Source organism: Allorhodopirellula solitaria, from assembly GCF_007859855.1.
GTDB lineage: Bacteria > Planctomycetota > Planctomycetia > Pirellulales > Pirellulaceae > Rhodopirellula > Rhodopirellula solitaria.
Genome location: NZ_SJPK01000007.1, coordinates 66,473 through 92,692 on the forward strand (window position 1 = coordinate 66,473; position 26,220 = coordinate 92,692).

Below are 26,220 nucleotides of genomic sequence, written 5' to 3' on the forward strand. Positions count from 1 at the left end.
TGGTCGAGCGGCTCGATGCCGCGGGAGGAACTGCGAGGGGGCGGGGGTCTTCTATAGACTTTGCCAATTGTGAACGATGGGCGACACGAAATCAAGCATGCTGGTGAGTTGCCCGCTCGGTTGATGTCAATCCCCACTGACTTTGGCGACGAAGTCCACTCCAATGTCGGCTTCGTCCTCCACTGCGATAGGCTCCGTCTATGAATTCTGACAGTGCGACTCGAGAGCCCCATGCCAGCCCTCGATTCGCCAACTTCCCTTTCAACCCAGTGCGGCTGCCGTTTTTCTACGGTAGCGTCGTTTTGGTATGCGGGACGTTGGGGGTATTGGCCAGTGCGCCGGGGCAGACCGTTGGCGTTTCGGTCTTCACGGACCTGCTGATGCAGGCTCACGAGCTGTCACGGAGCTGGATCAGTTTCGCCTACCTCGCTGGCACGATCGGCAGTGCCATGTTGATCAGCCGGGCCGGTCATTGGTACGACCGCTGGGGTGGGCGATGGGTGTCAGCGGCCTCAGCGGCGGTGTTGGCATTGGTGTTGTTGGGGATGAGTTTTTCAGTCGAGATTGCCAACCTCGCTGCTTCGATGTTGCCCGACGGCTACCACGGCTATGCCTCGTTTGTCGTGCTGACGATTGGCTTCTTCGCAATGCGTTTCAGTGGTCAGGGCATGTTGACCCTGTCGTCTCGCAACATGGTTCTGGAGTGGTTCGAGCAGCGTCGTGGCCTGGCGTTGGCATTGATCGGAATATCGGTTGCGTTTGGTTTCTCAGCGGCTCCGACGGTTTTTGAATGGCTGATCCAAAAGGGCGGATGGCCGTGGGCTTGGCAGGTGATTGCTGCTGGTGTGGCGGTTTACTCTGTGATCGCGTTTTGCTTTGGGAGGTCGCGACCGGAGGACCATGGATTGACGCCGGATGGTCCCTTTGCGAAGGAAGGTCGCAAAACGCATGCGGAAACACTCAGCGGCCGGCAGTTCACTCTCGCCGAGGCGCGACGGACGTACAGTTTTTGGGTTTTCACGTTCAGCGTCGTTCTATCGGGGCTGGTGCTGACGGCGTTCTCGTTCCATGTCGTGTCGATATTTGCCGATGCAGGGATGGGACGCAGCGAGGCCGTCGCGGTCTTCTTGCCAGCGGCTTGTGTCAGCGTGGTGGTGGAGTTCATTGGCAGCTGGGTCAGCGACTTCATCAAACTGAAATACTTAGCGATGGTGCAGCTGATTGGAATCGTGGTGCTGTCGTTGAGCCTGTCATTTCTAGCCCCGGGGCTACCGGTTGTTTTCGCCGTGTTGGGGATGGGGCTGATGCAGGGGATGTTCGGAATCATCTCGGCAGCAACCTGGCCGCGTTTCTTTGGCCGGACGCATCTCGGCGCGATCTCGGGGTTCTCGACTTCGGTCGTCGTCGCGGGAACTGCGGTGGGGCCGTATCTATTCAGCGTGGCCCATGATGGACTGGGCAGCTACCGGCCGGCAACGTTGCTGTGCGCGGCGACCGCAGTAGTGTTGCTCGCAGCCTCGCCCCGCGCCGACCGCCCTCAGTAGAAGGCGTGACAGGAGACTGTGTGCGGTTTAACGGGCAATGAAATCGAGTAGGATGAGGGGTGAGCGCAGGCGTTCACGACTGCGCTATTCCCCCCACCTTTTCACCGATTGCTGTGCACGACATGACGAACCTCTATCCGCTGCGTTTTGAGCCGCTTTTCCGTCAGTATTTGTGGGGCGGTCGGCGACTCGGGACGGAGCTGCACAAGCCGATTGGCGAGGATGGCGTGTACGCAGAGAGCTGGGAAATCGTCGATCATGGTGATGACCAGAGCATCGTTGCCAATGGGCCGCTGGCGGGCACGTCTTTGCACGAACTGATCGACCAAGACGCAGCCGCGCTCTTGGGCGAGTCGGTGGCGTCGAGGATCCGCAGCGAGTCGCTTCCCGAAAACTTGCGTCATCGTTTTCCGTTGCTCTTAAAGATGCTCGACGCCAGTCGCGATCTATCGGTGCAGGTGCATCCTAATGACGAGCAAGGCAGCCAGTTGGACCCGCCTGATCTCGGCAAGACCGAAGCATGGATGGTGATGGATGCCTTGCCGGGCAGCAAGATCTATGCGGGCCTGCAGGCTGGAGTGGATCAGCAAGCGTTTGCGGCTGCGGTGGAGTCAGGACGCACCGAAGAGGTGCTGAACTCGTTTGAGCCGAGCGTCGGCGATTGCATCTTCATTCCCGCGGGCACCGTCCATGCGATCGGGGCGGGATTGCTGATCGCGGAAATCCAACAAGCGAGCGATACGACGTTTCGCATTTACGACTGGGGGCGTGTCGACGCCGATGGCCAGCCCCGGACACTGCACATCAAGCAATCTCTCGATGTCATCGACTTTCAGAGCGGGCCGGTCAGCCCGGTCTCACCCATCCCGGTGGCTGGCGATGCTGGGGCCGCCACGCTAGTGAATTGTGACAAGTTCAAAATGCAGCGTTACTCACTCCACGAAACGCGAAGCATCCCCACCGATGGCAAATTCCAGATCGTCGCGGTGTTGTCCGGGATGATCCGCGTGGCGTCCGACCCGTCCGGCGATGTGCTGCGAAAGGGCGACACGATGTTGGTGCCGGCTTGTGTTGAGAGTATCGAGGTGGAGCCAGTGGGTTCGGCGCAGCTAATGGTCGCATCGGCGTGAACGGAGCTATCAAACGTGACCCGCGCCATCCTCCACATCTTTACCCTACGCCGAAGGCGTTTTAGAGAATAGCCGGTGGTTTGAGCGCAAGCGAACACCACCGGAAAAGACTACAGAAATGTTGGGGCGACGAGCAGAACTCCTCGCTGACTGGATCAACGAATCACTTCATCTCGGCAGGTATTCGTGAGCGGTCCGAGGCCAGCGATCTCGACGCGGCATTGATCGCCGTGGCGCAGGTATCGAGGTGGAGTTCGTGCGTCGCCGACGCCGGGCGGCGTGCCGGTGAAGATCAGGTCACCGGGATGGAGCGTGATGAACTGGCTCAGGTGTGCAATCAGGGTGGGGATATCGAAAATCAACTGCGCCGTGGTGCTCGATTGGACCACTTCTTCGCCTAGCCGGTTTTTGATGACCATTTTCACGCTCACGTTGCCGGGATCGGTGAGTTGATCGCCGGTCACGATTGCCGGACCGACGGGAGCAAAGGTGTCAAAGGTTTTGCCGAGTAGCCACTGACCACCGGGCCGACCCTTCTGCCAATCTCGCGCCGAGACGTCATGGCCAGCGGTGTATCCGAACACGTATTGCAGGGCATCGGCAGCGCTGACGTGCCGAGCGGTCTTGCCAATCACGACGACGAACTCAGCTTCGTAGTCGACCTTCTCACTGAGTTTGGGCAGCACGATGTCCTCACCACTGCCGATCAGGCTGGTGTTGAATTTGCTGAAGACAACCGGTTCGGTGGGCGGCTGAGCGCCGGTTTCGATCGCGTGGTCGAGATAGTTCAGACCGATACAGATGACTTTCTCGGGCGTGTCGACGGGCGGTAAAAATTTTTCCGGTGCGACCTGCCACTGAGCCGTTGTGGGTTGTGGTATGCTCGCGATCTGTTCGGCGGACCAGTCAAAGATGTGCTTGCTATTTGCTAGCAATTTCTCGGTTGGCTCGTCGATCAGTTCAGCGAGTGGACAAACCTGCGGCGATACCGATGAATTGGTGTCACCGTCTCGGTAAAGTGCGAATCGAGTTTGCCCCGAAGGTTCCAGGTAACGACAGAAGGCGGCCATGATCGAAGCAGTCAATGAGGTGTGGCAGTGATGGAAAACACTCGCGAGATAACGATCGTGTGTGTGCATCGGATGCTCAATTACTTCCGAAACAAATCTTTACACAGCGAGATGATCCCGGCATACTGCCAGACATCTTACCGTGACGTAGCGGTCGGCCCAACCTGTGTGCAATGGAGCCGTCGTTGGCGTCCGACTGCTCTGCTTTTTTCATGTGACCCGACTTGATGATGAACACCCTCGCGGTCAATCAGCTATCGACCTTTCGTTGGGATTTTGAGACGGATGCACAGGCGTACGCCGACCATGGATTCGGCGGCATCGGGTTGTTTCGTCCGAAAGTCGAAGACTTTGGCATCGACCGCAGTGTCGAGTTGCTCGCCGATCTCGATCTATCGGTGACCTCGCTCAGTTGGGCGGGCGGCTTTACCGGCAGCGACGGACGCGGGTTCAATGACGCGGTGCGCGATGCGATGTCAGCGGTCACCGATGCCGCGAATCTTCGCGCCGATACGTTGATCGTGTTGGCTGGTGGGCGGAACAATCACATTCGCCGCCATGCCCGACGGACGCTCTGTGAAGCGCTCGCAAAGGTATCGATCATTGCGGAAGAGTTTGGCGTTCGGATCGCGTTGGAACCGTTTCACCCAGGGTGCGGGCACGAGTGGTCGTTCGTAAACGATCTCGAATCGACGCTGCAGATCATCGACATGGTCGGCAGCCCGAATCTTGGCATTGTGTTGGACACGTACCATGTTGGAATGGACGATGACGTGCTGAGGTGGTTGCCACACGCCTGTCCGCACGTGCATCTATTACAACTCGGCGACGGGCGGCACAGTCCGCTGGGTGAGATGAACCGCTGCTTGCTCGGCGAGGGCTGCGTGCCGATCGAATCGATCGTTCACACGCTGTTGGACCATGGGTACCAAGGACCGATCGAAGCCGAAGTAATCGGCGAAGATGTCGAGCCGCTCGAGTATGAAATGGTATTGGATCACACACGCGGTTTCCTCGATCAGTTGACGCAGTCCAAAGTACACTGAGCAGGGAAACAGGGGCTGCTCGAGTTCCGAGGGCTCTAAGGCTTCGGGACGTGACGGTATTGGCCGAAGTTGCTTTCTGCGATTCGCCGCATTCGGCTTTCACCTTCGCGGCTGTGATAGCTGATCGTATGGATGATGCTGACGGGTTTGATTTCACCGAAGAGATTGGCAACCCGGTTTTCGGTCTGCAATAGGGATTCGATGCGTTGAGGGAACTCACCGTCGGAGAGCAAAAAGATCACATCGGGCTTGAGGTCTTGCAGCGCGTACTCGAGCGGTTCGTAGGGCGCTTTGCCTCGATCCATTTCGACTCGCATGGCCCAGCTCCGCAGGCGTTGCTTATTCGAGGGGCTGGCGTAGACACTACGCGGCTCGTCTTGATCGGCGCGGGAGATACGCATGTAGTCGCACTCAGCGTCGAAGAAGATCACGTAGAAACGTTGTTCAGGGCTGAGCATGTCGATCGAATCGAGCAGGGCTCGACGGGCCGAGAGAAAAGCATCGCCCATGCTGCCGGAGCTATCGACGAGATAGACGAAGTGATTTCCGCCTCCTTCGACTCCGCAGAACTGCATTTTGCTATCAGAGTTGCTCGCCAGGGTCTTGAGAGCACCGGATGCCGCCGTTGCCCCGGCGAAGGACTGCGATGGCACCGGGGAACTACCGAGCGCATCGGCGGAGACGTTTGCCATCGGCATGTCGCCGAGCGGATCGACTTCCACGGCAGCCTCTTCGGGGGCCGTTTCGGATTCCAAAGACTCGGGCTGGACCGTTTCCATTTCGAATGTCTCGATCGTCTGCTCTTCGTTTTGCGTGGACGAAGCAGCCAGTGCGATTTGATCCTTGGGCATCACAGTATGCAGCGTGAAGCCAGCCAAGCAGAGCAGTAGGACGAGATGGATGATCGCGCTGGCGATGACGGCGGTGGACCGGCGTCTGCGAGGTGGCCCGTCGCCCGGCTGCGCGACCACAAGCGGCTGATCGAGAGACGACTGACCGAGGGGCGACTTCTCGGTAGCGATCGCCGCGCGATCGGAAGCCTCAGCCCCCTGCGGAGCCCGGGCTTCCTTGGAGGTCTTCGCGCGAGGTGGTGAGCCCGGCAGAGACGTTTTCGAACTGGGGCTGGCCGCTGGTGAGGGAGTCGTCGGAGTCGCTCGACCCTCAGCCTCACCGTCCTGCGAGCCAGGGTCGCCATCATCAGGGCCGCTGTCACCAGGGTCGCTGCCACCAGGGCCCACAACGCTGGGGCACATGACGCTGGGATCCGCGACGTCAGATTCGCGATCGGTTCGCCTACGCATCCGTGGCGGTTGAAGGCTCTCGTGGGGTCCATCTTGGCGAAGGTGCTCGGCGCCACCGAGCCCTGACGGCATTCGCTGCGGCTCGCTACGCAGCTGGGCTTGGCGAACAGCCTGCCAGCTATCGAAGCGGACTGCCGAGCCCGGGGAGGCTGGCTCGAGATCATCTCCCGAGGAGCTGTCTCCATGAATGCCGATCTCACGCAGCTGCACCGGGGAGAGAGGGACGCCGGAGTCGATGCGTTTGAGAAGAAACTCGAGTTGCTCGGCGGAGGCGTCGAGTCGGGAAGCGCGGGCCTCGAGTCGTGCGGCCTCGGCTTCGCGGCGAACCCGGGCCAACTCGTGCAAGACGGTCGCACGCTGGCGGTGGATCGGTTCCTCGTCGGCAGGAGCACTCGCCGGATCGATGGGGCGGTGGCGAGCGGTGGGCGGGTTGCCAGCGGGCGGTTGGAACGAGCGGCCCGACTCGGGCGAGGTCATGTCGATTCGCTCATGGTATCCTCGGGGTCAGATGGACTCGAGCAGTTTCTGGAACTCTCGGATCCAGGCGGGGTGTGCGGGCCAGGCGGGGGCGGTGACGAGATTGCCCTCGACGTGAGCGGTGTCGAGGTTCTCACCGGGCGTAACATACTTGCCCCCCGACGCGGTGATCTCCGGTGCGACGGCGGGATAACTGCTGCACTGGCGGCCAGAGAGGATGCCTGCAGCAACCAGGATTTGCGGTCCGTGACAAACCGCGGCGATCGGTTTGTTCGTCTCATTGAAGTGACGAACGATTTCGAGCACACGCTCATTGAGCCGGAGGTATTCCGGTGCCCTGCCGCCGGGGATGATCAGGGCGTCAAAGGCTGTTTCATCAAGACCAGCAAAATTTGTGTTGATCGCGAACCGATGGCCGGGTTTCTCCGAATAAGTCTGATGGCCTTCGAAGTCATGGATGGCCGTTGCGACACTCTCGCCGGCCTGTTTGTCCGGGCAGACCGTGGCGACCTCGTGGCCGAGCATCAGCAGCATTTGCAGGGGCACCATGGCTTCATAGTCTTCGACAAAGTCGCCGACGAGCATCAAAACTCTCTTGCCAGTTCGATCCATCTCAATTCCGTTGATTGTTGTGTGAGTACCTGTGTAGGGACTGTCCGGTGCGGTGCGGTCCGTTTTCACGGCCAGACCCGTTCGGTGCCACCGGGGCCGATACCGCTTAGTTTATCCGATTCAGCGCGTTCGGGGGGAATGCCCTGCAGGATAAAATTGGCGAGGGCTGAAAAGGTGAACTATACTCCACGGTACTCTTCTCGATTGAACTCATTTCCACAGATCCTTGGATCCAACGCCATGCATCGCATGCAATCATCATCTCGGCTCGGTCACCGCGTCAAGAATTCTCCACAATGGCATCGCCACAGCGCGCGACCTGCGGCGTTGGGGATGGCCTTTCTGGTGGTGTTGAGTGCCACGGCAGTGCCCCGACACGTCGGGGCGGTCGATCGCGACGTGCTATCGCCCTCGGAATTGGACCAAATCGGGCTGGTACAGGCTTGGCGACGGCACCTCAGTGTCCCCGCGGGCGCCAGTTCAATCGTGGACAGCAAACTGTACGTGCACAAGACGTCGCCCAAGCAGTACGTGGAGGTCGTCGGCAAAAGCAGTGAGGCGGGTGCTGGCGAGAGCGAAGAAGGTGCCGAGTCAGAAAAACCAGCGGCTGAAAACGAGACTGGTGAAACAGAGGATGGCAGCGGGCCCGCGACCGGCGCGAAGGTGGCCAAGCCGCCGGTATACGCACGGTACCTGTTGGAGATACCCGATGTTCCTGAGGAAGAGGAATCGCTGACATCGACGGCGGACGGCGTGCCAGCCCGTTCGATGCTCGATCGATTGACGATGAGCGGCCAGGCGAGTTTTGCCTCCAGCGGATTGCTCGACCGCAAGGAGGCTGAGCGACGCGCTCGAAACGACATCCGGCGGCTCAAACGCCGGGGGATCGAAGCGGAGATTTCGTTTCACGAGGTCCCCACCATTCGCATGTACACGCTTGCTGACGACGGCACGCTGGAGTGCCGCGACGCGGAGACCGGTGAGATTGTCTGGCTGCAGCGAGTGGGAGAGCGGTACAAGGGCTACAGTGGATTTGGAGTCGATGATCGTTTCCTGACCGTCGTCAATGGCAGCGAACTGATCAAGCTCGATACCCCGAAGGGCGGGATCTATGATATCACGCGTTTGAAGTACATCCCGACCCGCGGCCCCCAACATTGTGGCGACTTCGCGGTCGTTCCGTCGGTGGGCTACCGGATGGTGGCCTATCCACTCTCGAACGAGCACCGCGACACTCTAACCGAGACGGTTTACGGGGACGCCTTGTCCACGCCGACGCTCGCAATCGGCTCGCAAAAGTTGGCCTGGGGGACGTCGCAGGAGTTTGTGTATTTGCTCGAGGCCTCTGGGGAACCCACGATGGAGTTTCGCCTGAACACCGACGGCAATGTCAACGGCCAGCTGGCGGCGGCATCGGGCGACCGTTTCTTTTTCGGGTCGGATCACGGACAAATCTATGGCTTGCGTGCGACCCGGACTGGTGAGGTGATGTGGACACGGCCGACAGGTGACCCGATCCATGAGGCCCCGATCGTTTTCGATGATCGTGTTTTATTCCTTTCAACGAAAGGGAATCTGATGTGCGTCGATGCCGCGACCGGAGCGGACAGCTGGGATCACCTGGCAAGAGGAATCTCGTTGGTCATCGGCGTGATCGGAGATCGCATTTACGCCCGGGCTCGGAGTGGATCCATGGTGGTGCTTGATGGTACGAATGGGAAACTGCTGCATCAGATTTTCGGCGTGAGACCTCAAATACGCGAAACAAATATTGCCAGCGACCGGCTGTACCTGATCGATAAGCAGGGCTCGATCCAGTGCTTGCGTGAGCCTGACGCGGTGATGCCGACGTTGACGGTCAGTGCCGAGCCCGCCGCCACTGCAGAAGAGCAAAAGAAAGAAGAGAAACCCAAGACCAAGCCAACCGACGGCGGCGATGATGATGGACCCTTTGGTGGAGGCGACGATCCCTTCGGTGGCGGGGCGGACCCCTTTGGTGGTGGGGGCGACCCGTTCGGTGGTGGGGGCGACCCGTTCGGTGGCGGCGGCGGTGACGATCCGTTTGGCGGCTAATCGCTCGATGGCGTCTTCGTGGCAATGTCCGGTGAGGCAATGGCCGGTGAGTCGCCCAGCAGCCACGCCCGTCTGAGCGAATCGCGTCTCGACGTTCCTAGTTTTGCCCCGTCCCAGGGCGGGCTCACGCTGGAGCCGGATATTTGCTACAATCCCGCTCCCTTTCCACGTGTCTTTCGTCCGTGTTTTCCGGCCTCACAGCCGCCGATTTATGAGCGACTCTTCTGCCCAAGATCCTTCCCAGTCCGATGCCCAGAACAGCGATGCGGAAAACGCTCCCGCTGAACAGGTTTCCACTGAGCAGGCTTCCGCCGACCCGGTTTCCGCTGCAGGCGGGGAGGAGAGCAGTTACGTCGCCCTGGTAGCGAATTCGGAGTACACCGACAAAGACCTGCAGCACCTCTCCGACCTGGAACACGTCCGCGAGCGGCCGAGTATGTACATCGGGGACACCTTCTCCCGAGGGCTGCATCACCTCGTCTACGAAGTCGTCGACAATTCGATTGACGAAGCGATGGCTGGTTTCGCCAAAACCGTGTCCGTGGTCGTGCACACCGACGGCAGCGTGACGGTAGAGGACGATGGCCGCGGCGTTCCGGTGACTCGGCACGACCAGCTTTCCGAAGAACTCGACCGTGAAGTCAGCACGCTCGAAGGCGTCATGACGGTACTGAAATTCGGCGGCAAGTTTGAAAAAGGTGCCTACCAAACCTCGGGCGGTCTGCATGGCGTCGGCGTGACCGTCGTGAACTTTCTCAGCCAGTGGGCTGAGGTGGAGGTCAGCCGCGATGGGTTCACTTGGACCCAGGAGTACGAGCGGGGAGTCCCCATGGGTCCGGTCAAGAAAGGCCGAGCGACCAAGAAAACCGGTACGAAAACAACGTTCAAGGCCGACGGCCAGATTTTCACGACGACCAAGTACGCCTACGACACCCTACTCAAACGCCTGCAGGAACTCGCGTTCCTCAATAGCGGTGTGCGGATCAAGTTTCTCGACGAAAGAAATGGAGAAGGCGGTGACTTCCAGTACAACGAAGGGATCGTCGAATTTGTCCAGCACCTCAATCGGGCCAGCGACGCGCTGCACGCCGATGTGATCTCGATCGTCGGTGCACGCGAAGGAGTTGAGTATGACATCGCCATGCAGTACACGACCGAGTTCACCGACACGGTCCAGTCTTACGTCAACAACATCCATACGACCGAAGGCGGCACGCACGTTTCGGGATACCGATCGGCGCTGACGCGAACGCTCAATACTTACGGCAAGAAAGAAGGGCTATTCAAGTCGATCACGCCAACGGGAGACGATTTCCGCGAAGGGTTGACTGCCGTGATCAGCGTCCGAGTCCCCCACCCCCAGTTCGAAGGGCAGACCAAGACCAAACTGGGCAATGGTGAAGTCGATGGGATCATCACCAGTGGCGTGGGCGAGGCGCTTTCGAAGTATCTCGAAGAGAACCCCAGGGTCGCCAAGACAATCGTCCGCAAGGGCTTGCTCGCCGCGGAGGCCCGTGAGGCAGCTCGCAAGGCAAAGGACCAGCTCCGCAAACGCAAAGACGCACTCGGCGGCGGTGGGTTGCCCGGCAAACTGCGTGATTGCATCTCCAAGAAAATGGAGGAATGCGAAGTCTATCTCGTCGAAGGTGACTCGGCAGGCGGTTCTGCCGAAGGCGGGCGAATGCGCGACTTTCAAGCCATCCTGCCGCTCCGCGGTAAGATCATCAACGCGTACAAAAGCCGCGAAGACAAAGTACTCGCCAACGAGGAAGTCCAGTCGATGATCCAGGCGATCGGTACCGGGATCGGTGTCGATCAAGATCTCACGCGGCGACGTTACAACAAGATCATCATCATGACTGACGCCGACGTCGACGGCAGTCACATCCGCACACTGCTGCTGTGTTTCTTCTATCGCCAGATGTACCAATTGGTCGCCGCGGGGCACGTTTACGTTGCCCAGCCACCGCTGTTTCGTGTTTCCCACGGCAAGTCGCGGTACTACGTCCAGAGCGAAGAAGAGATGAAGAGCCAACTGCTCGATCGCGGTCTCAATGACACCGTGTTCGAAGCCGAAGATGGTCGGCGGGTTGAAGCGGATAAAATGCGTGCCCTGGCCGAGGCGCTCGCCAGCATGGAGGATGCGATCATGGCGCTCGAGCGGCGCGGTGTCAGCCTGAAGGTCCATGCGATGCGTCTAGATCCTGTGGCCGGGAAACTGCCAACCTTCCTGGTGACGTTCCAAGGGGAAGAGCATTGGTTCCACACCCTCGAAGAGGTGGAACAGTTCCTGACCCAACGCGGCGCCCACTTGGACATTGAAGAGGATGCCCAGGATGATGGCGAGGATGCCCCAGCAGCATCCTCGGAAACGGCCGATGCCGATGCCGCCGAGCCCGATGAGCGGGTCGTGGCACACCTGACCGAACTGCATGAAGTGCGCACCATCAACAGCGGCTTGAAGGAGCTGCAACCGCTCGGATTTGGTCTCGATGACCTCATCCCGGTTGACCGCACCGGTTCGACAACACCGCGTTTTGAACTGATTCGCGGCGAAGACATCCGTCGGCCGATGGAAGACCTGCGAGCACTCTCGCCCGAAATCCGAGCCGCCGGTGAAAAGGGTCTCACCCTCACCCGGTTTAAGGGACTGGGGGAAATGAACGCGGAGGAGCTTCGCGAAACCACCCTCGATCCCGCCAACCGAACGCTCATTCGCGTGAACCTGTCCGATGCCGGTGCAGCCGACGAGATGTTTCGCTTGCTGATGGGTGATAAGGTCGAGCCGCGCCGCGAATTCATTGAAACTCACGCCCTCGATGTCCGGAATCTCGACGTCTAGAGACGATTCCAAACGGACCGGCCCCCCGTGGAAGGCAAGTCGCTCGAAACGGTTTTCGACAGCCGGCCGCAGCGGGCCAGCCCCGCCCTGCGGGCAGGCCCGTTAGTTGATTTCGTCGTATAAAATCCTTCCGGCCATCCAGATCCGGAACCGACGGATGGTTAGACCGCGCGAGAATGAAATTTCAATGGAAACCTGGCGATTTTCCAAATCACCCCACGCGGGGTCGACCGATATCCATGCGGGGAGCGTGAATTCAAGCTGGGAGTGGATTTTCAGCCAACTGATTTCAAACCAATGCGACTGGCCGTCGATTTCGACGGTTTGACGAAACCACCAGCCACTGTAAGTCAGTTGCCCCACAAACGGCTCGTGGATGTCGATAACGCGAAACAGAAAGCCGCGGCGGAGCAGTGTCGCGTGCTCAGAGAACAAACCCCTCTGCGGAGCCATGCCGGGGGTGGCGGAGTATGGGTTGGGAGCGTCTTTTTCCACATTCTATTCCGGAACTCTGTTGAATGTACGAATTCGTTGACTTACTATAAGACTGCATAGTTTGCCCAATTTGCCAATGATTTGGCTTTTGCCAGGGACGGGCAGCCCTTGATTTCAGACGGGCTGGAATCCCTTTTCAATATGAGACTCCACATGAAACGCTTCATCGCATTGCTCACCTGCTGCGGATTTGTTGCAGGCGGATTGATCGCCGTGCCCGCATCGGCGCAGTCGGGGGCCATTGCCATCACCGACCATCTTACTGTATCGCAGTGGGTCAATCCGGAAACACCGGGCGAATTGAGCGGCCAGGTGGTCTTGCCAGCGGCCGATGGGTCCGTGGCGGCAATCAGCGACGCGACCGTGGTGATGACGAATCAGGACGGCGAAGTATTTCGTGGCATTGCCGACGAAGCCGGGCAATTTGTGATCGAGGGGATTCACCCCGGCGTGTATGGCTTGACGGCTCGCGCCAAGGGTATCTTCGCTTGTTGTGCGATGCACGTTGTCGACGCCAGCATGGCGTCAGCAGACAAACTGCCTCAACAGGTCCAAGTTGCCGCTGCGGCGATCGATTACACGGTCGTGAAGACGTCCATTCTGCGATATCTCCCTCCATACCAAGACGAGGGCTTTTACTCGATCGACAATGCAAACCTGGCAGGTCTCTCAGAACGCGTTGCAGGTGAGAACCTGTTCCGCGTGAGCCAGAGCGAAGGTGGCCTCCGCGGTCGACTGCACATTGCCGGAGCTCATGGCGAGACGCTTGGTGCCGCGGGACTACTCAATGTCTTCCTCATCCACCAGGGTGAAGTCGTCGAACGGGTGCTGTCCCAACGCGACGGGACCTTCGTATTCGAAAATGTCATCCCGGGTGAGTACTCGATCCTGGCTCTCGGCCAAGCAGGCTTGGGCATGGCTGGGTTTGAATTGATCGACGAATCCGTTGTCAACCAAGTTGTGACAACTAACCGAGAAGCGGCGGGTCGCCACACCTTGACCTCTATGTACACCGACCAATCCTGCTGCCGCGAATTTGCGATGCAGGTTGCACCGTTGCCGCAAGCGATGGAGTGCTGCGAAGCTGAGATTTTCCAAGAGCCTTTGGTGGTGGAAGAATGCGACGACTGCATCGAAGAATGCGACACCTGTGAAGCGGTCGATGAGTGTGGAAATCCGATCTGCGAAGCCGACCCCTGCGGCAGCCCATGTGGTTGTGCCGGTTTCCCGACCGCTGGCGGCGGCGGTGGTGGCGGAGGAGGAGGCGGCGGCTTTGGTGCCGGCTGGCTCGGACTTGCCGGTTTGGCAGGACTTATCGATCCCGACGACGACCCGATCATCGTGCCCCCCGATCCAATCAGCCCCGTTCGGTAAAACACCGTTCGGTAAAACACTGCCCGGTGAAACACCGTTCGGGATAGCCCGTTCGGCAGACGGCCGAAAGTGCCTCAGCAATCACGAGCACGCCCAGACCTCGGAAGCAAACCTTCCGAGGTTTTTTTATGGATGATCGTCGCGTCCGACCAGCCTTTCCTCTTGTGGTTGTGGGAACGCCTTGAGGCGTTCACAATAGCAGCGTCAGATTAACAGATTGTTGACACGTATTTACTTGAGGAAGACATGGGTGCTGTTGGGGAAGTTTCCGAAGCTGAGTTTCAGTCGTCGGTGTCGGCGTCATTGGACCGCCTCAATGAGCACACGCTCAAGACTGTGCACTGGCACTTCAGCGATGAGACGGGGAGCCCGTTCTGGCTGGAGAAAAAGGCGGAACTGAATTTCGACCCGCTCAAGGACATTGGTTCCTTTGACGACCTGAAGAAGTTCCCGCACTTTGAAGACGAATGGCTTCGCGGTGGACCGATCCGGCGGTGGGTACCCAAGGGCCACGCCAACAAACCCGTCTACGTCTTTGAAACGGGCGGCACGACTGGGGTCCCCAAGAGCCGAATGGTGATCGAAGACCACTGGAAGGACTACGAGTTATTCAGTGAGACCCTACCCGAGAAGTACTTTCCCCGGGGCGCCAATTGGTTGATGCTCGGCCCCAGCGGCCCACGTCGCCTCCGAGTCGCTGTCGAGCATCTGGCCCAGCACCGTGATGGGATCTGTTTCTGTATCGATCTGGATCCACGCTGGGTCGTGAAATTGATCAAGAAAGGATGGATGGAGCACCTCGAGGAATACAAGAAGCACTGCGTCGATCAAGCTGTCACGATTCTTACTGCGGGACACGATGTCAAGTGCATGTTCGCCACCCCGAAATTGCTCGAATCACTCAGCGAAGCTCTAGAGGAAAAAGGCACAAGCCTCGCCGAAGTGGGAATCACCGGGATCTTTTCCGGTGGTACTGAGTTCACCTCACAGTGGACGCGTTTCTGTGTGGAGGAGATGCTCGGTGGCCCACCCGAGGAGAGCGGCATTTACATGACGCCGACCTATGGCAACACACTGATGGGATTGGCCTGCAGCAAACCGATCACCGCTGAGGATGGCTACAAGATTGCCTACTACGCCCCTCAACCACGCGCCGCCACCGAAGTAGTCACCTTCGACGATTACAACCAAGTCGTTGGTTACGGTGAGACGGGACGAGTGAAGCTGTACACGCTCACCGATGAGTTCTTTGTTCCCGGGTTCATGGAACGCGACGAAGGCGAACGCGAGCGTCCCATCGGAAGCTATCCCTGGGACGGTGTCAGCGGCGTGCGTCCCTTCCACGAACTCGCCAGTGCCACCACGGTCGGAGTTTATTAACCAGCGATGGAGCACATCGAAGGTTTCCTAGGCCAGGTAGAGCACGCGAGCAGTAACCTGAAAGCGGAATTCGCTCCTCTGGCCTCCCTTTGTATTGCCCTACCCTGCCCCGACTCCCTGCCCCAAATCCCGGCCCTCGGACTCTGAACCCTCCCTCCTTCTGAACTCATTTACCTATGATCACTCTCAACCCACTTCGCTGGGGCAAGCAATACGAATCGCTCGAGTTCAATGACGTCGTCCATTTTGATACCGGACAACCCATCGCCCGCGTGGGCACAGTGGGCGGCGGCATCGTTGCCAAGGATTTACGCAAGGCCGACCAAGCCCGCCAGGCGCTGCTCGAGGTGCCGACCGATGAATTGATCGCGATGAGCAAACGGGCTGCGGAGCTGTTTGAGAACGAATCGCTGCCGGTCGGCGATTCGATGCAGAGCGTCGATGACTTTGTACACCAGCAATCTGCCAGCACGGGCCTTCCCGAGCATATGTGCCGCTCGAATATGGCCAAAAACAGTTTCGTGCTCAGCCGGATGGATGAGATCCTTCAGTGTTTGACGCGGGGATTGGATCTCTCGATCTTGACCAACGGCTACGGCGATGAGGGACGGGGAGTCACAGTCAGTTTCCAAGCTCAAACGCCAGTCCTCGGTGCGATCTTGCCCAACAACTCACCGGGCGTTCATACCCTCTGGTTACCCGCCATCCCGCTGCAGATCGGTCTGGCACTCAAGCCAGGCTCGCAGGAGCCATGGACGCCCTACCGGATGGTATCGGCGTTCATGCAGGCCGGCGTCCCTGCGGCAGCCTTTGGGCTCTACCCCGGCGGCCACGATGCCGGCGGAGCGATCATGGCGAAGACGCCCCGCAGCATGATCTTTGGCAGTGCCCAAACTCTCGCTCAGCACGCTGGCAACCCGCGCGTGCAAGCCCATGGGCCTGGTTTCTCGAAGATCATGCTCGGCGATGATATCGTGGACGATTGGGAGCAATATCTCGATGTGATGGTGGAGAGCGTGCTGAGTAATTCAGGGCGCAGCTGTATCAACTGCTCGGGGATTTGGGCCAGTCGCCACACCCGTGAAATCGCCGCCGCCATCGCTGAAAAGATTGGCCCCGTCGACGCCTTGCCACCGACCGACCCGAACTCGCAACTCGCCGCGTTCACCGTGCCCGCAATGGCAACGGGGACTTGGTCGATGGTGCAACAGGATCTCGCTGAGTCTGGCGTGACCGACATGACAGCCGAGTACGGTGACAAACTGATCGAGCGAGATCACTGCGCTTACCTGCGACCGATGGTCGTGCACGCCGATTCTCCTGAGCGAGCGGTTGCGTCGAAGGAATACATGTTCCCCTTCGTCAGCGTGGTCGAGTGCCCCGAGGCTCAGATGTTACGAAATATCGGCCCCACGCTCATCGGTACGGTGATCTCAGCGAACGAATCGTTGATCCATGCGGCCAGCCAATGTGTCGAGATCGACCGTTTGAACATCGGTCCGCTGGCGACCAATCGGATCAATTGGTTGCAGCCTCATGAAGGCAATATCATCGAATTCCTCTACCGGAATCGAGCATATCAAATTGCACCGATGCCAGCGAGCTAGACGCCCGTCCGTTGGTATCTGCCGCACCGAACCCACTCTTACCCACCTCTCACCCCACTCATCGCCGTGACCCAATTACGCCGCCGCCCCGTTGTCTTGATCGTTCGTGACGGTTGGGGCCAGAACCCGGATCCGAAATGGAATGACAGCAACGCCATCCATTTGGCGAAACGCCCCGTCGACGAGAAATTGACTGCCGAATACCCGTCGGTATTGATCGCTACCTCCGGTGAAGACGTGGGGTTACCCGATGGTGTGATGGGCAATAGCGAAGTCGGTCACCAGAACATCGGCGCCGGGCGGATCGTCGATCAAGAGGTGATGCGGATCACACGCGCGATCCGTGATGAATCCTTTTTTGCCAACCCCGTTGTGGAAGGTGCAATCGAACATGTCAAGAAGTCGGGTGGGCGTTTGCATCTGCTCGGTTTGATGTCCGACGGACGTGTTCACAGCGATCTGCAACATGGCATGGCGGTCATCGAATTGGCTCGCCGCAACGGTATGACCGGCGACCAGCTCGCGATTCACGCGATCACTGACGGCCGCGATACATCGCCGCACGGCGGACTGAATTTTGTCCAACAGATCGAGGACAAATGCGTTCAAGCCGGCGTGGGAGTCGTGGCGTCGGTTATCGGTCGGTTCTATGCGATGGATCGCGATCTTCGCTGGGAACGCGTTCAGACCGCCTATGAGATGTTGACTCAAGGCACAGCGAAAACAGCCCCGACGGCAGCGCAGGCCATCCAAGACTACTACGATCACCCCACTGACTCAAACCGTACCGGTGACGAGTTCATCGTCGCCACGTCGATCACTCCAGAAGGCGAGTCACCGGTTGTGGTTGCTCCCGGTGATGCGGTCATCTTCATGAACTATCGCGGCGATCGAACGCGAGAAATCACCAAGGCATTCACCTTCAGTGATGCAGAGTGGGAGAATATCCCCGGTGGAGGCTTCGATCGGGGAACCAAACTGGACGATCTCTATTTCGCGACCATGACGGGTTACGAAACAGGTTTGCCCGTTGAAGTGATTTTTGAGAAACCAGACAAGATGCCTCACATCCTCGGCGACGTGATCTCCGATGCAGGGTTGAAACAATTCCGCTGCGCCGAAACGGAAAAATATCCTCACGTGACGTTCTTCTTCAACGACTACCGCGATGATCCTTTCACCGGTGAGGAATGGGGCATGGCCCCTTCACCACGAGACGTCGCGACCTACGACCAGGAGCCTGAAATGTCTGCTGAGGGGATCACCGAGAAGGTCCTCGAGCACTTGCAGGCAGGCGAGAACGATGTCTACATCGTCAACTTTGCCAATGGCGACATGGTCGGCCACACCGGAGTCCTATCAGCTGCGATCGCGGCAGTGGAAAAGGTCGATGATTGCGTCGGACGGATCGTCGATGCGACCTTGGCGGCCGGCGGCAGCCTGGTGGTGACCGCAGATCACGGTAACTGCGAACAGATGATCAATCCCGAAACCGGTGGTCCCCATACGGCGCACACCACCTACACCGTGCCACTGATTTTGGTGGACCCCGAATCCCGCGGCAAAACGCTACGCAGCGGCGGCCGGCTCGCGGATATCGCGCCCACGATGCTAGCCCTACTGGGATTATCCAAGCCCGCCGAAATGACCGGCCAATCGCTGGTACCCATCGACTGAGAGCGGTCACTCGGAGCACGAGTTTCACGGGAGCTGCCAGGCAAATATTTCGGAAATTCGAGTTTAACGACTAGGCAAAGACTGGCGGTCGCGAGGAATTTACGCCGATAGAGAATTCAGATGGAGGTCTGCTTTTACGCCACCCGTTTGATTCGTCGAAATGATTTCAATGCGAAACACCGCCAAGTCACCGATGCCCGCGAAATCGCTGATGTTCAGTCTCACCGTGATGATGCTGTGCTCATGGGGAATTGCTATCGAGGCAGTTCAAGCCGATGCGCCGATGACACGCGCTCAAGCCATGCAGACGACGGAGCCAATGAACTGGCGTCCCGTCAGCGCTGCAGAGTGTGCGGCATCGCCCCAGCAGGATGGATATTTGGAGTTTGGCGAATCCTATGAGGCGTTGCCGGACCTGGGACCGATCCCCATGGATGCGTGTGATCAGTACGGTTCATGCGACGGATTGGCCCCATGCGGTCCCGGCCTCCAGCCTGGCGAGTTTTGGGTTCGCGCGGAATACCTGTACTGGTCACTCGATGCAATCGACTTGCCAGCACTCGTCACGTCGAGTCCTGCGGGAACGCTGCCGGGGAGCACCGGCGTGCTGGGACAACCGGGGACATCGGTCCTCTTCGGAGGCAGTTCGTATGGCGACTCCTACCGCTCAGGAGCACGGGTCACGATCGGTTGGGACGACGCTGCCAGCGGCAACGGATGGCAAGCCAGTGCGATGGGGATTTTTGATGACGATGAATCATTCTTTCGCAGCTCAGGCCTGTTGGCTCGCCCCGTATTCGATACGGGAACGTCCAGCGAAGCGTCCATGATCGTTGCCCACCCAGACTATTTGGACGGGTCGGTGTCGATCAGTGTTGGCAACAAGATGCAGCTATACGACATCAACCGGCGACTGTGCCTGGCGGCATCCCAGTGCCAGAACGTGGATTTCTTGGTGGGCTATCGTCACGGCCAGCTCGACGAGATGCTGCAGGTGAGCCAGTCCTCGGTCTATACCGAGCCTCAAGGGCAGATTATCCCTGGAACGACGGTCGACCTGTACGATCACTTCAGCGCCGAGAACCGGTTCAACGGGGCGCAGCTTGGCGTTCAATTTCAACGCCACTCGGCCTCAACCACTCTCTCATGGATCGCCAAGATCGGCCTCGGCGTCAATCAAGCTGAGGCCACAATCGCTGGCAGGACTGTCAACACCGTCCCCGGTGGTGGCTCGGCAACGTTCGACGGCGGCTTGCTCGCCCAGACCAGCAACATTGGTGTGTATGAGGAATCCAACTTTGCTGTCTTGCCAGAAGTCGGCGTGAATCTGCATACCCACATGGACGAGCACCTCGAGGTATTCATCGGTTACAGCCTGTTGTACTGGTCCGATGCCGTCCGTGTCAGCGGCCAAGTCAACCGAAACGTGTCCCAGTTCCCACCTGAACCGATCACCGGCAGCGGCGACCCATCCTATCAATTCCAGACTGACAGCTTGCTAGCCCACGGTTTGAATGTCGGCGGCGCGTTCACGTTCTGAGACGGGTCGGGTCACCATCGTGATGATGCCCCGAAAGGGGGCAAAATAGATGGCATTGGCCGTACGGCCCCGGGTAGCGCCGCACACCCGGCCGCTGACGCGTCTCGGCTCAGTAAATCGACGCGGGTGCAGCAACGGTGAGCCGATTGTGGACGTAGTCGACAGCAAACTGCCTCACTCACGACAACACTTATTCGCCCCCGCGGCGTGAATCGGCACCCTCGCGACTTTGCTGATTGCAACGGCTGAGCGTGTTGGTCCTCGCAAAAAACAGGCACAACTGCACTTCTCGCAGCGATGGAAACAATCGGGGCCAACTGGGCTAGGTCCGGCTACGACACGGCTGCGGCTGGGTTGGTTTCACGAATACCTGGACGATACAATTACCCTTGCGAACCAATTCCAGAGTTCCAATGCCAGCTCTCAGTTCGCTTCGCGTAGCGTCGATGAGGGGCGAGATTGGGCTTCTGTGGGCGTTCAGTTGGATTGGGGGATGATTTGGGGAGGCCGTTTATCGGGCGGGTACCAAGGATTCTACAACTCCGATTCCACGTTCCACTTGGGTTCGATTGGGTCGACCTGGCTATTCTGAAACGATGGATGTTTCGGCAGGTGTTCGCTACGCTCAAGCAACCTGCTATTTTCCGGTTGGACCGATGTCCAGCTTGCAGCAGCCGAAGTCGAGTGACCCCACTTCAGTGGTCTTGCTAGGCTGTTTGTGGAAATCGCTGCTGAGCGAGTAGTAGATATACTTGCCCTCTCGCTGGGTCGTTACGAGATCGGCGTGATAGAGCACCCGCAAGTGATGCGAGACAGTGCCCATTTCTTGATCGAGGGCGAGTGCCAAGTCAGATACGCTGAGCGGCCCTGCCTGCAACGCTCGCACGATCTGCAACCGCAACGGCTCGGCCAACGCTTTGAAGTAAGCGGCGCAGCGAATCTCGTCCAGGTCGGCAGCGTAATCCATGCTCGCATTCTAGCGTTCGCAATCGACACCGCAAAGTCGCTTTCCTCAGCATCCAGCAAGCGACGGAGGCTACATCGCTGCGGCGATGGCTATCAGAATTGCCAGTGAGCGCGAACGTTGAAGTGTTGCTCGGAGGGCGACTGGGAATCGTGCATTTGTTGGAAGTAGTTGTCAATCGATTGAGGGCGGAGAGGCCCATACACTTCCGCCTCGGGACTCGGAGCTAACTCGACGCCGCTGGCCTGAAAATCGGACTTCCAGGCAACCGAATGGCTACTCTGGGGATCGGCAACAAACTGGGAGGAGAACGATTGTCGGCCGGGCTGAGGTTCTGGCGTGGCTCCCGGGCCCTGTTCGATGAGGATCTGGCCGTCACTAGGGTCATGACCGACCCTGGGTTCGTCAGTGAGCGAGATTTGTCCCTCGTTGAGTCGCACTCTCTGGACGTCGATGTCTGCTGGCCCTCGCTGCGAGGCACCGGGTTGGACAGTGAAATCGATGTCGATCAGTTCGCCGTCACCTGACGGGACCGGGTTGGCGGCGAAAACATAGACGACGATGGACCCCGCCTCCTGATCGACTCGTGCGATCACCGATGCCTTGCCATTCCAGATCGAACCGCTGCTAATTTGCGAAGCATCCGTGGTAACTTCCGAGGGATCGAACTGAATTCGCACCTCAGCGGCTCGGAGTCCATCAGCACCAGTGACGCTGATGGGTGCCGCGACCTCTGCGGCGACCTCTTGGCCATCGGACGGATGAGGCATCGGAGCGTTGGGCATGGAAACGCTAGCCATCATGCGTCTCGATTCGAGACGCTGCACCATGAAACGAGAAGATCGAGTTGCCATCCTTGGCCCGCTAGAAGAGGAGGAAGAGTGCTGAGGAGGGACCGGCTACCGTGCCGTGCCTCTCGCGGTCAGCATCGTGCGCGTGGAGCCACAGAACTAACTAACTTCGATTACCAGCAGCAATCGCAATTGAGTCATGATTCCAGTTTCACACAAATATTCCTCTCTGTCGTTCCTCTCTGCCGCTCACCAGATTCGCATCGATGTCATCGCTTCATCACGCGCCACTGTTTCGTCATCACGATCGGACTGTCCCGATTCAACGGCCGGTGGCAAGGCTTGGACCTGATCGGCGAGCAAATCGATGGCTTCGGAAAAGAGGTTCGCCGGAGGCAGCGGTTCGCCAGCGGCCGACGAGGGAGATTCTGCGATCGAGGAAGCAGCTGCGCTGGCCGAATCACTTTGGGAGGCATCTGCCGCAGCCTCGCTCACCTCGTTGGCGTCGTTGGCCGCATCGATGTTGATTTGGCGGATGGTATCCACCCAAGGCGCCGATCCAACCGGCCGAACCAATGTGGTGTGCAAGCGACTGTAGACGTACTGAGCCTTGAGGCCGAGTTCTCGGAAATTCTGGTCCGCCAGGGTTTCGTCGGCATCCAACGTCACAGAGAGTTCGTTGTCTCCGCCATCGATATAGGCGGTGGGCTGGGTTTGCACAATCTGATAGGTCGCCGGACTCAAGTCCTCAAAGGCATACCGCCCGGTATCATCGGTCGTTGTTTGCAGAGACTCGCCCGTCGTCGTATTGATCAGCGTGATCACAACACCGGGAATGCCCTCGACCGTCTCCGGGGTGTTGTTATTGTTCGTGTCCGCGTAAACGAACCCAGCAATGGTTTCGTCGCCAGTCCCCTCTGTCACGGTGATCAACCCATCGGTGGCGTCGTCGCCAGGGATCGGGGTGGGGGTGACGGGAATCTGACCTTCGTTCAGGGTGACTTCCGTCAGATCCAGCACGGCTGACTCGCCTACGACCGCGTCGCTGGCAATGGAAAAAGGCAGGATCACGAGGCTGCCTCCCCCCGCAGACAGTTCAGCTGAGGCGGAAACGAAGATCACGACAGTGCCCGCCGCGTCGTCCACATTGACCGTGATCTGGGTATCCGCAGCCGTCCAGACCGATCCCGCCGTGATGGCATCGGGATCCAGGTCGAGTTGATCGGTGTCGTAGCTCAGTCGAATTTCAGCGCCGCGCACGTCGGCAGCGTCATCAATATTCACTGGCGCCGACACGATAGCCGAGGGGGCGCCCATCAGGTCATCGGGAATGTCGACGGCGGCCAGCAGTCGGCGTGATTCAAGCGGCTGGACCGTGAGCGGTCGTGATCGATTTCTGTTCATGTTGAGTTGGACTCGCAAGTGGGGTGTCAAGTTCCTCATCGGCGATCGAACCTATAAAAATTCATTCATTCTGCAAGGCCTAGATAACATGCGGTTACTGGGGCAGCTTTGCCGGGGGGCACCCGCGCCGCACGTTCACGTGGCCCTAAAAAATGGCCAGGATCGAACCTTTTCTAGTATCGCTACCAACTGTCCAGTTGCCAGTGTCAAACCGAGATGAGTTTGCGGTTCTCGGGGGGCTCGATATTGCGACGGCATTTACCGTCACAACGGAACAAATCGAACCTTTTCGAGCGTCGACGGAACTTTTAGTCGATGAAAATAGTCCAACCCAAAAATCCGATGAGTCATAGACTGGAGGTCTTCCATCGGGGCCGCCTGTTGCAGCAGGCGGCCAGGATGTTGCAGACGAACATCGGATGTTCAAGTCCCGATGGGGGCGGGGATACTCCCCTCTCCTCTGCATGCATTTTGCGATGGCCACTCGTGTTCTGCCGTGGTTGCATCCTCCTCCTCCAAACGCAGTCGCTGTATGAACGTACCTCCCAGTTTCTCAAATTTGAGTTCTCTTCTCCATGCGTAGTCTTTTCAAGTCGAGTCGATCCTCGTCGAACACTCGTCGTCTCAAGCGTCAACCTCGTAAGCTGTCCATGCAGTCGCTGGAAAATCGGCGCGTGTTGGCGGCAAGCATCGCTGCATTTGAACCATCCGCTAGCGGTTTCACGGCGGAATTCAGTGAACAGATCAACACCGACAATTTGAACCTCTTCGACACCGAGGGCCAAGCCGCCGGGGCGGCCGACGTGGTCCTCCATGGGGCATCGACGGGCAATGTGCTCGGCTCGTTCGTTGTCGATGGAACCAGCCTCGCCTTTGTCGCCAGCGACGGAGCGCTCGAGCCCGATACCTACACAGCAACGCTGCGAAGTGCCGATGACGCGTTCACGGACCTGGACGACGGCGAACTGCTCGACGGTGACAATGATGGCACCGCCGGCGGTGATTTCGTGACGAGCTTTACCGTCGATGCATCTCCTGGCGTGAGCGTGGAACTGCCCGGCATCGTTCGCGGCCCAGGACAGGCATTGCAAACACCCGACGGCGGCAGCGGCGCAGGCCTAGAAGACGGCTTGCCTATCCGACTGAGCCAATCTGAAGGTGTCACGTCACTGACGATGACGATCCATTACGATCCTTCGATGCTCGATATCAGCGACGTGCAACTCGGCTCGGATGCTCCCGAGGGCAGCCAGGTCTATTCCAACCTGACCGATCCCGGCACGGCCACTGTATCATTCTTTTCGATCGATCCACTGACCGCTGATCAAACCGACTTCCTGAAACTTGTTGCTTCGGTACCTGAGGACGCGACCTACGGCTCATCACAGGTCGTTCATATCTCGGACCTCGATGTCAATGCGGGAGCCATGGACGCGGTCGCAAGTGATAGCTTGCAGGTCGTGGCGTACCTCGGTGATGTCAATGGGAACGAACGCTACGACGCCGAAGACGCGCGTCTGGTCGCCCGTGTGGGCGTGGGACTCGATACCGGCTTCGTCTATTCGGATCCCACCAGCACCACACCAACGAATCGCTTGTTCCCCACAATTGATCCTGTGTTGATCGGTGACGTGACGGGTGCTGATGGGCTCAGCCCACTCGATTCGAGCGATATCCTCCGCCGCGTCGTCGGCTTGCCGACCCCGAACCTGCCTGAAATTCCTGACAGCGGTAGCACCGAACACGCGCCCACCGACGTGGCTCTCTCGAATGATTCCATCGACGAGTCGTCCGCTGTCGGAACGGTAGTCGGTACGCTCACCAGCACCGATGTGGACGCTGGTGACTCCTTCACGTACGCCCTCGTGGAGGGCGAAGGCGATGCCGATAACGCCGCCTTTACAATCGATGGCGACGAGCTCAAGACCGCTGCCGCACTCGATTTCGATACCCAGTCCAGCTACTCCGTTCGCGTCAGCAGCACGGACTCTAGTGGCCTCTCGGTCGAGAAAGTACTGACCATCTCGGTCACCGAAACCGCTGAAAACACAGCCCCAACCGCGATCGCACTGAGCGAAACCTCGATCGATGAATCGTCCGAGATCGGAACGGCTGTTGGTACGCTTAGCAGCACTGACGCCGACGCGGGTGACACGTTCACCTACGCTCTGGTCGCCGGTGAAGGCGATACCGACAACGCTGCTTTCGAAATCGATGGCGATGAAATCAAAACGGTTGGCGAACTCGACTTCGACACCCAGTCCAGCTACTCCGTTCGCGTCAGCAGCACCGATGCCGGTGGACTGTCGACCGAAGAGACGTTCACGATCACCGTGACCGAGGCCGCTGAAAACACGGCCCCGACCGCGATCGCACTCAGCGAAACTTCGATCGATGAATCGTCCGAAATCGGAACGGCTGTTGGTACGCTCTCCAGCACTGACGCCGACGCCGGTGACACGTTCACCTACGCCTTGGTTGCCGGTGAAGGCGATACCGACAACGCTGCTTTCGAAATCGATGGCGACCAAATCAAGACGGTTGGCGAACTCGACTTCGACACCCAGTCGAGCTATTCGGTTCGCGTCAGCAGCACCGATGCCGGTGGACTGTCGACCGAAGAGATGTTCACGATCACCGTGACCGAGGCCGCTGAAAACACGGCCCCGACCGCGATCGCACTGAGCGAAACTTCGATCGATGAATCGTCCGAGATCGGAACGGCCGTCGGTACGCTCTCCAGCACTGACGCTAACGTGGGTGACACGTTCACCTACGCTCTGGTGGCCGGTGAAGGCGATACCGACAACGCTGCTTTCGAAATCGATGGCGACCAAATCAAAACGGTTGGCGAACTCGACTTCGATACCCAGTCGAGCTATTCGGTTCGCGT

19 protein-coding genes are annotated in these 26,220 nt (G+C 58.8%); 12 read left to right on the top strand and 7 right to left on the bottom strand.

The features are described 5' to 3' along the window. Positions 1-200 precede the first annotated feature (200 nt). Together CA85_RS14680 and CA85_RS14685 are read left to right on the top strand one after the other, a co-directional pair. Positions 201-1,544, top strand: a complete 1,344-nt coding sequence (locus CA85_RS14680; RefSeq protein WP_146392087.1) for an MFS transporter — start codon at positions 201-203, stop codon at positions 1,542-1,544. 122 nt (positions 1,545-1,666) lie between these two features. Further along, the gene (locus tag CA85_RS14685; protein ID WP_146392088.1) at positions 1,667-2,674 is read left to right on the top strand and encodes a type I phosphomannose isomerase catalytic subunit; all 1,008 of its coding nucleotides are present in this window, start codon (positions 1,667-1,669) and stop codon (positions 2,672-2,674) included. A 155-nt stretch (positions 2,675-2,829) separates the two neighbouring features. On the opposite strand, the gene CA85_RS14690 is transcribed toward CA85_RS14685, so the two are convergent. Beyond that, positions 2,830-3,744, bottom strand: a complete 915-nt coding sequence (locus CA85_RS14690) for a fumarylacetoacetate hydrolase family protein (RefSeq protein ID WP_146392217.1) — start codon at positions 3,742-3,744, stop codon at positions 2,830-2,832. A gap of 227 nt (positions 3,745-3,971) precedes the next feature. Between CA85_RS14690 and CA85_RS14695 the strand changes: the two genes are divergently transcribed. After that, positions 3,972-4,790, top strand: coding sequence for a sugar phosphate isomerase/epimerase family protein (locus CA85_RS14695; protein WP_246112816.1), 819 nt, complete (start codon positions 3,972-3,974; stop codon positions 4,788-4,790). A gap of 35 nt (positions 4,791-4,825) precedes the next feature. Here the strand turns inward: CA85_RS14695 and CA85_RS14700 are convergent, their stop codons facing one another. Continuing rightward, on the bottom strand, positions 4,826-6,568 hold the full coding sequence (locus CA85_RS14700) for a hypothetical protein (RefSeq protein ID WP_146392089.1): 1,743 nt from the start codon (positions 6,566-6,568) through the stop codon (positions 4,826-4,828). Between the two features lie 27 nt (positions 6,569-6,595). Beyond that, positions 6,596-7,180 (bottom strand): DJ-1/PfpI family protein, encoded by a 585-nt coding sequence (locus CA85_RS14705; protein ID WP_146392219.1) that lies wholly within the window; start codon positions 7,178-7,180, stop codon positions 6,596-6,598. Between the two features lie 240 nt (positions 7,181-7,420). Between CA85_RS14705 and CA85_RS14710 the strand changes: the two genes are divergently transcribed. Together CA85_RS14710 and CA85_RS14715 are read left to right on the top strand one after the other, a co-directional pair. Beyond that, on the top strand, positions 7,421-9,253 hold the full coding sequence (locus CA85_RS14710; RefSeq protein WP_246112817.1) for an outer membrane protein assembly factor BamB family protein: 1,833 nt from the start codon (positions 7,421-7,423) through the stop codon (positions 9,251-9,253). A 211-nt stretch (positions 9,254-9,464) separates the two neighbouring features. Continuing rightward, positions 9,465-12,095, top strand: a complete 2,631-nt coding sequence (locus tag CA85_RS14715; protein ID WP_146392090.1) for a DNA gyrase subunit B — start codon at positions 9,465-9,467, stop codon at positions 12,093-12,095. Between the two features lie 102 nt (positions 12,096-12,197). Here CA85_RS14715 and CA85_RS14720 read toward each other — a convergent pair whose 3' ends face one another. Beyond that, on the bottom strand, positions 12,198-12,590 hold the full coding sequence (locus CA85_RS14720) for a hypothetical protein (RefSeq protein WP_246112818.1): 393 nt from the start codon (positions 12,588-12,590) through the stop codon (positions 12,198-12,200). A gap of 153 nt (positions 12,591-12,743) precedes the next feature. Between CA85_RS14720 and CA85_RS14725 the strand changes: the two genes are divergently transcribed. The 6 genes from CA85_RS14725 to CA85_RS26150 all read left to right on the top strand — a co-directional run bounded on the left by CA85_RS14725 (position 12,744) and on the right by CA85_RS26150 (position 20,760). Beyond that, positions 12,744-13,964 carry a carboxypeptidase-like regulatory domain-containing protein gene (locus CA85_RS14725; RefSeq protein ID WP_246112819.1) on the top strand — a complete coding sequence of 407 codons (1,221 nt, stop codon included), beginning with the start codon at positions 12,744-12,746 and terminating at the stop codon, positions 13,962-13,964. 246 nt (positions 13,965-14,210) lie between these two features. Then, a complete protein-coding gene (locus CA85_RS14730) occupies positions 14,211-15,344 on the top strand; it encodes a phenylacetate--CoA ligase family protein (protein WP_146392091.1) in 1,134 nt (377 codons plus the stop codon). A 176-nt stretch (positions 15,345-15,520) separates the two neighbouring features. Continuing rightward, a complete protein-coding gene (locus CA85_RS14735; RefSeq protein WP_146392092.1) occupies positions 15,521-16,951 on the top strand; it encodes an aldehyde dehydrogenase family protein in 1,431 nt (476 codons plus the stop codon). A 66-nt stretch (positions 16,952-17,017) separates the two neighbouring features. Then, a complete protein-coding gene (gene gpmI, locus CA85_RS14740) occupies positions 17,018-18,628 on the top strand; it encodes a 2,3-bisphosphoglycerate-independent phosphoglycerate mutase (protein WP_146392093.1) in 1,611 nt (536 codons plus the stop codon). Positions 18,629-18,788: 160 nt separating this feature from the next. Beyond that, a complete protein-coding gene (locus tag CA85_RS14745) occupies positions 18,789-20,168 on the top strand; it encodes a BBP7 family outer membrane beta-barrel protein (RefSeq protein ID WP_146392094.1) in 1,380 nt (459 codons plus the stop codon). Positions 20,169-20,397: 229 nt separating this feature from the next. Then, a complete protein-coding gene (locus tag CA85_RS26150; protein WP_186774958.1) occupies positions 20,398-20,760 on the top strand; it encodes an autotransporter domain-containing protein in 363 nt (120 codons plus the stop codon). Between the two features lie 45 nt (positions 20,761-20,805). Here CA85_RS26150 and CA85_RS14755 read toward each other — a convergent pair whose 3' ends face one another. The 3 genes from CA85_RS14755 to CA85_RS14765 all read right to left on the bottom strand — a co-directional run bounded on the left by CA85_RS14755 (position 20,806) and on the right by CA85_RS14765 (position 23,327). Beyond that, positions 20,806-21,135 (bottom strand): ArsR/SmtB family transcription factor, encoded by a 330-nt coding sequence (locus CA85_RS14755; RefSeq protein ID WP_146392095.1) that lies wholly within the window; start codon positions 21,133-21,135, stop codon positions 20,806-20,808. 92 nt (positions 21,136-21,227) lie between these two features. Further along, entirely contained in the window at positions 21,228-21,986 is a 759-nt protein-coding gene (locus CA85_RS14760) for a cohesin domain-containing protein (RefSeq protein WP_146392096.1), read from the bottom strand. Between the two features lie 186 nt (positions 21,987-22,172). Beyond that, a complete protein-coding gene (locus CA85_RS14765; protein ID WP_146392097.1) occupies positions 22,173-23,327 on the bottom strand; it encodes an SdrD B-like domain-containing protein in 1,155 nt (384 codons plus the stop codon). Between the two features lie 650 nt (positions 23,328-23,977). On the opposite strand from CA85_RS14765, the gene CA85_RS24970 reads away from it, so the two are divergent. Beyond that, a partial coding sequence (locus CA85_RS24970; RefSeq protein ID WP_246112820.1) for a cadherin domain-containing protein occupies positions 23,978-26,220 on the top strand: 2,243 nt, incomplete at its 3' end.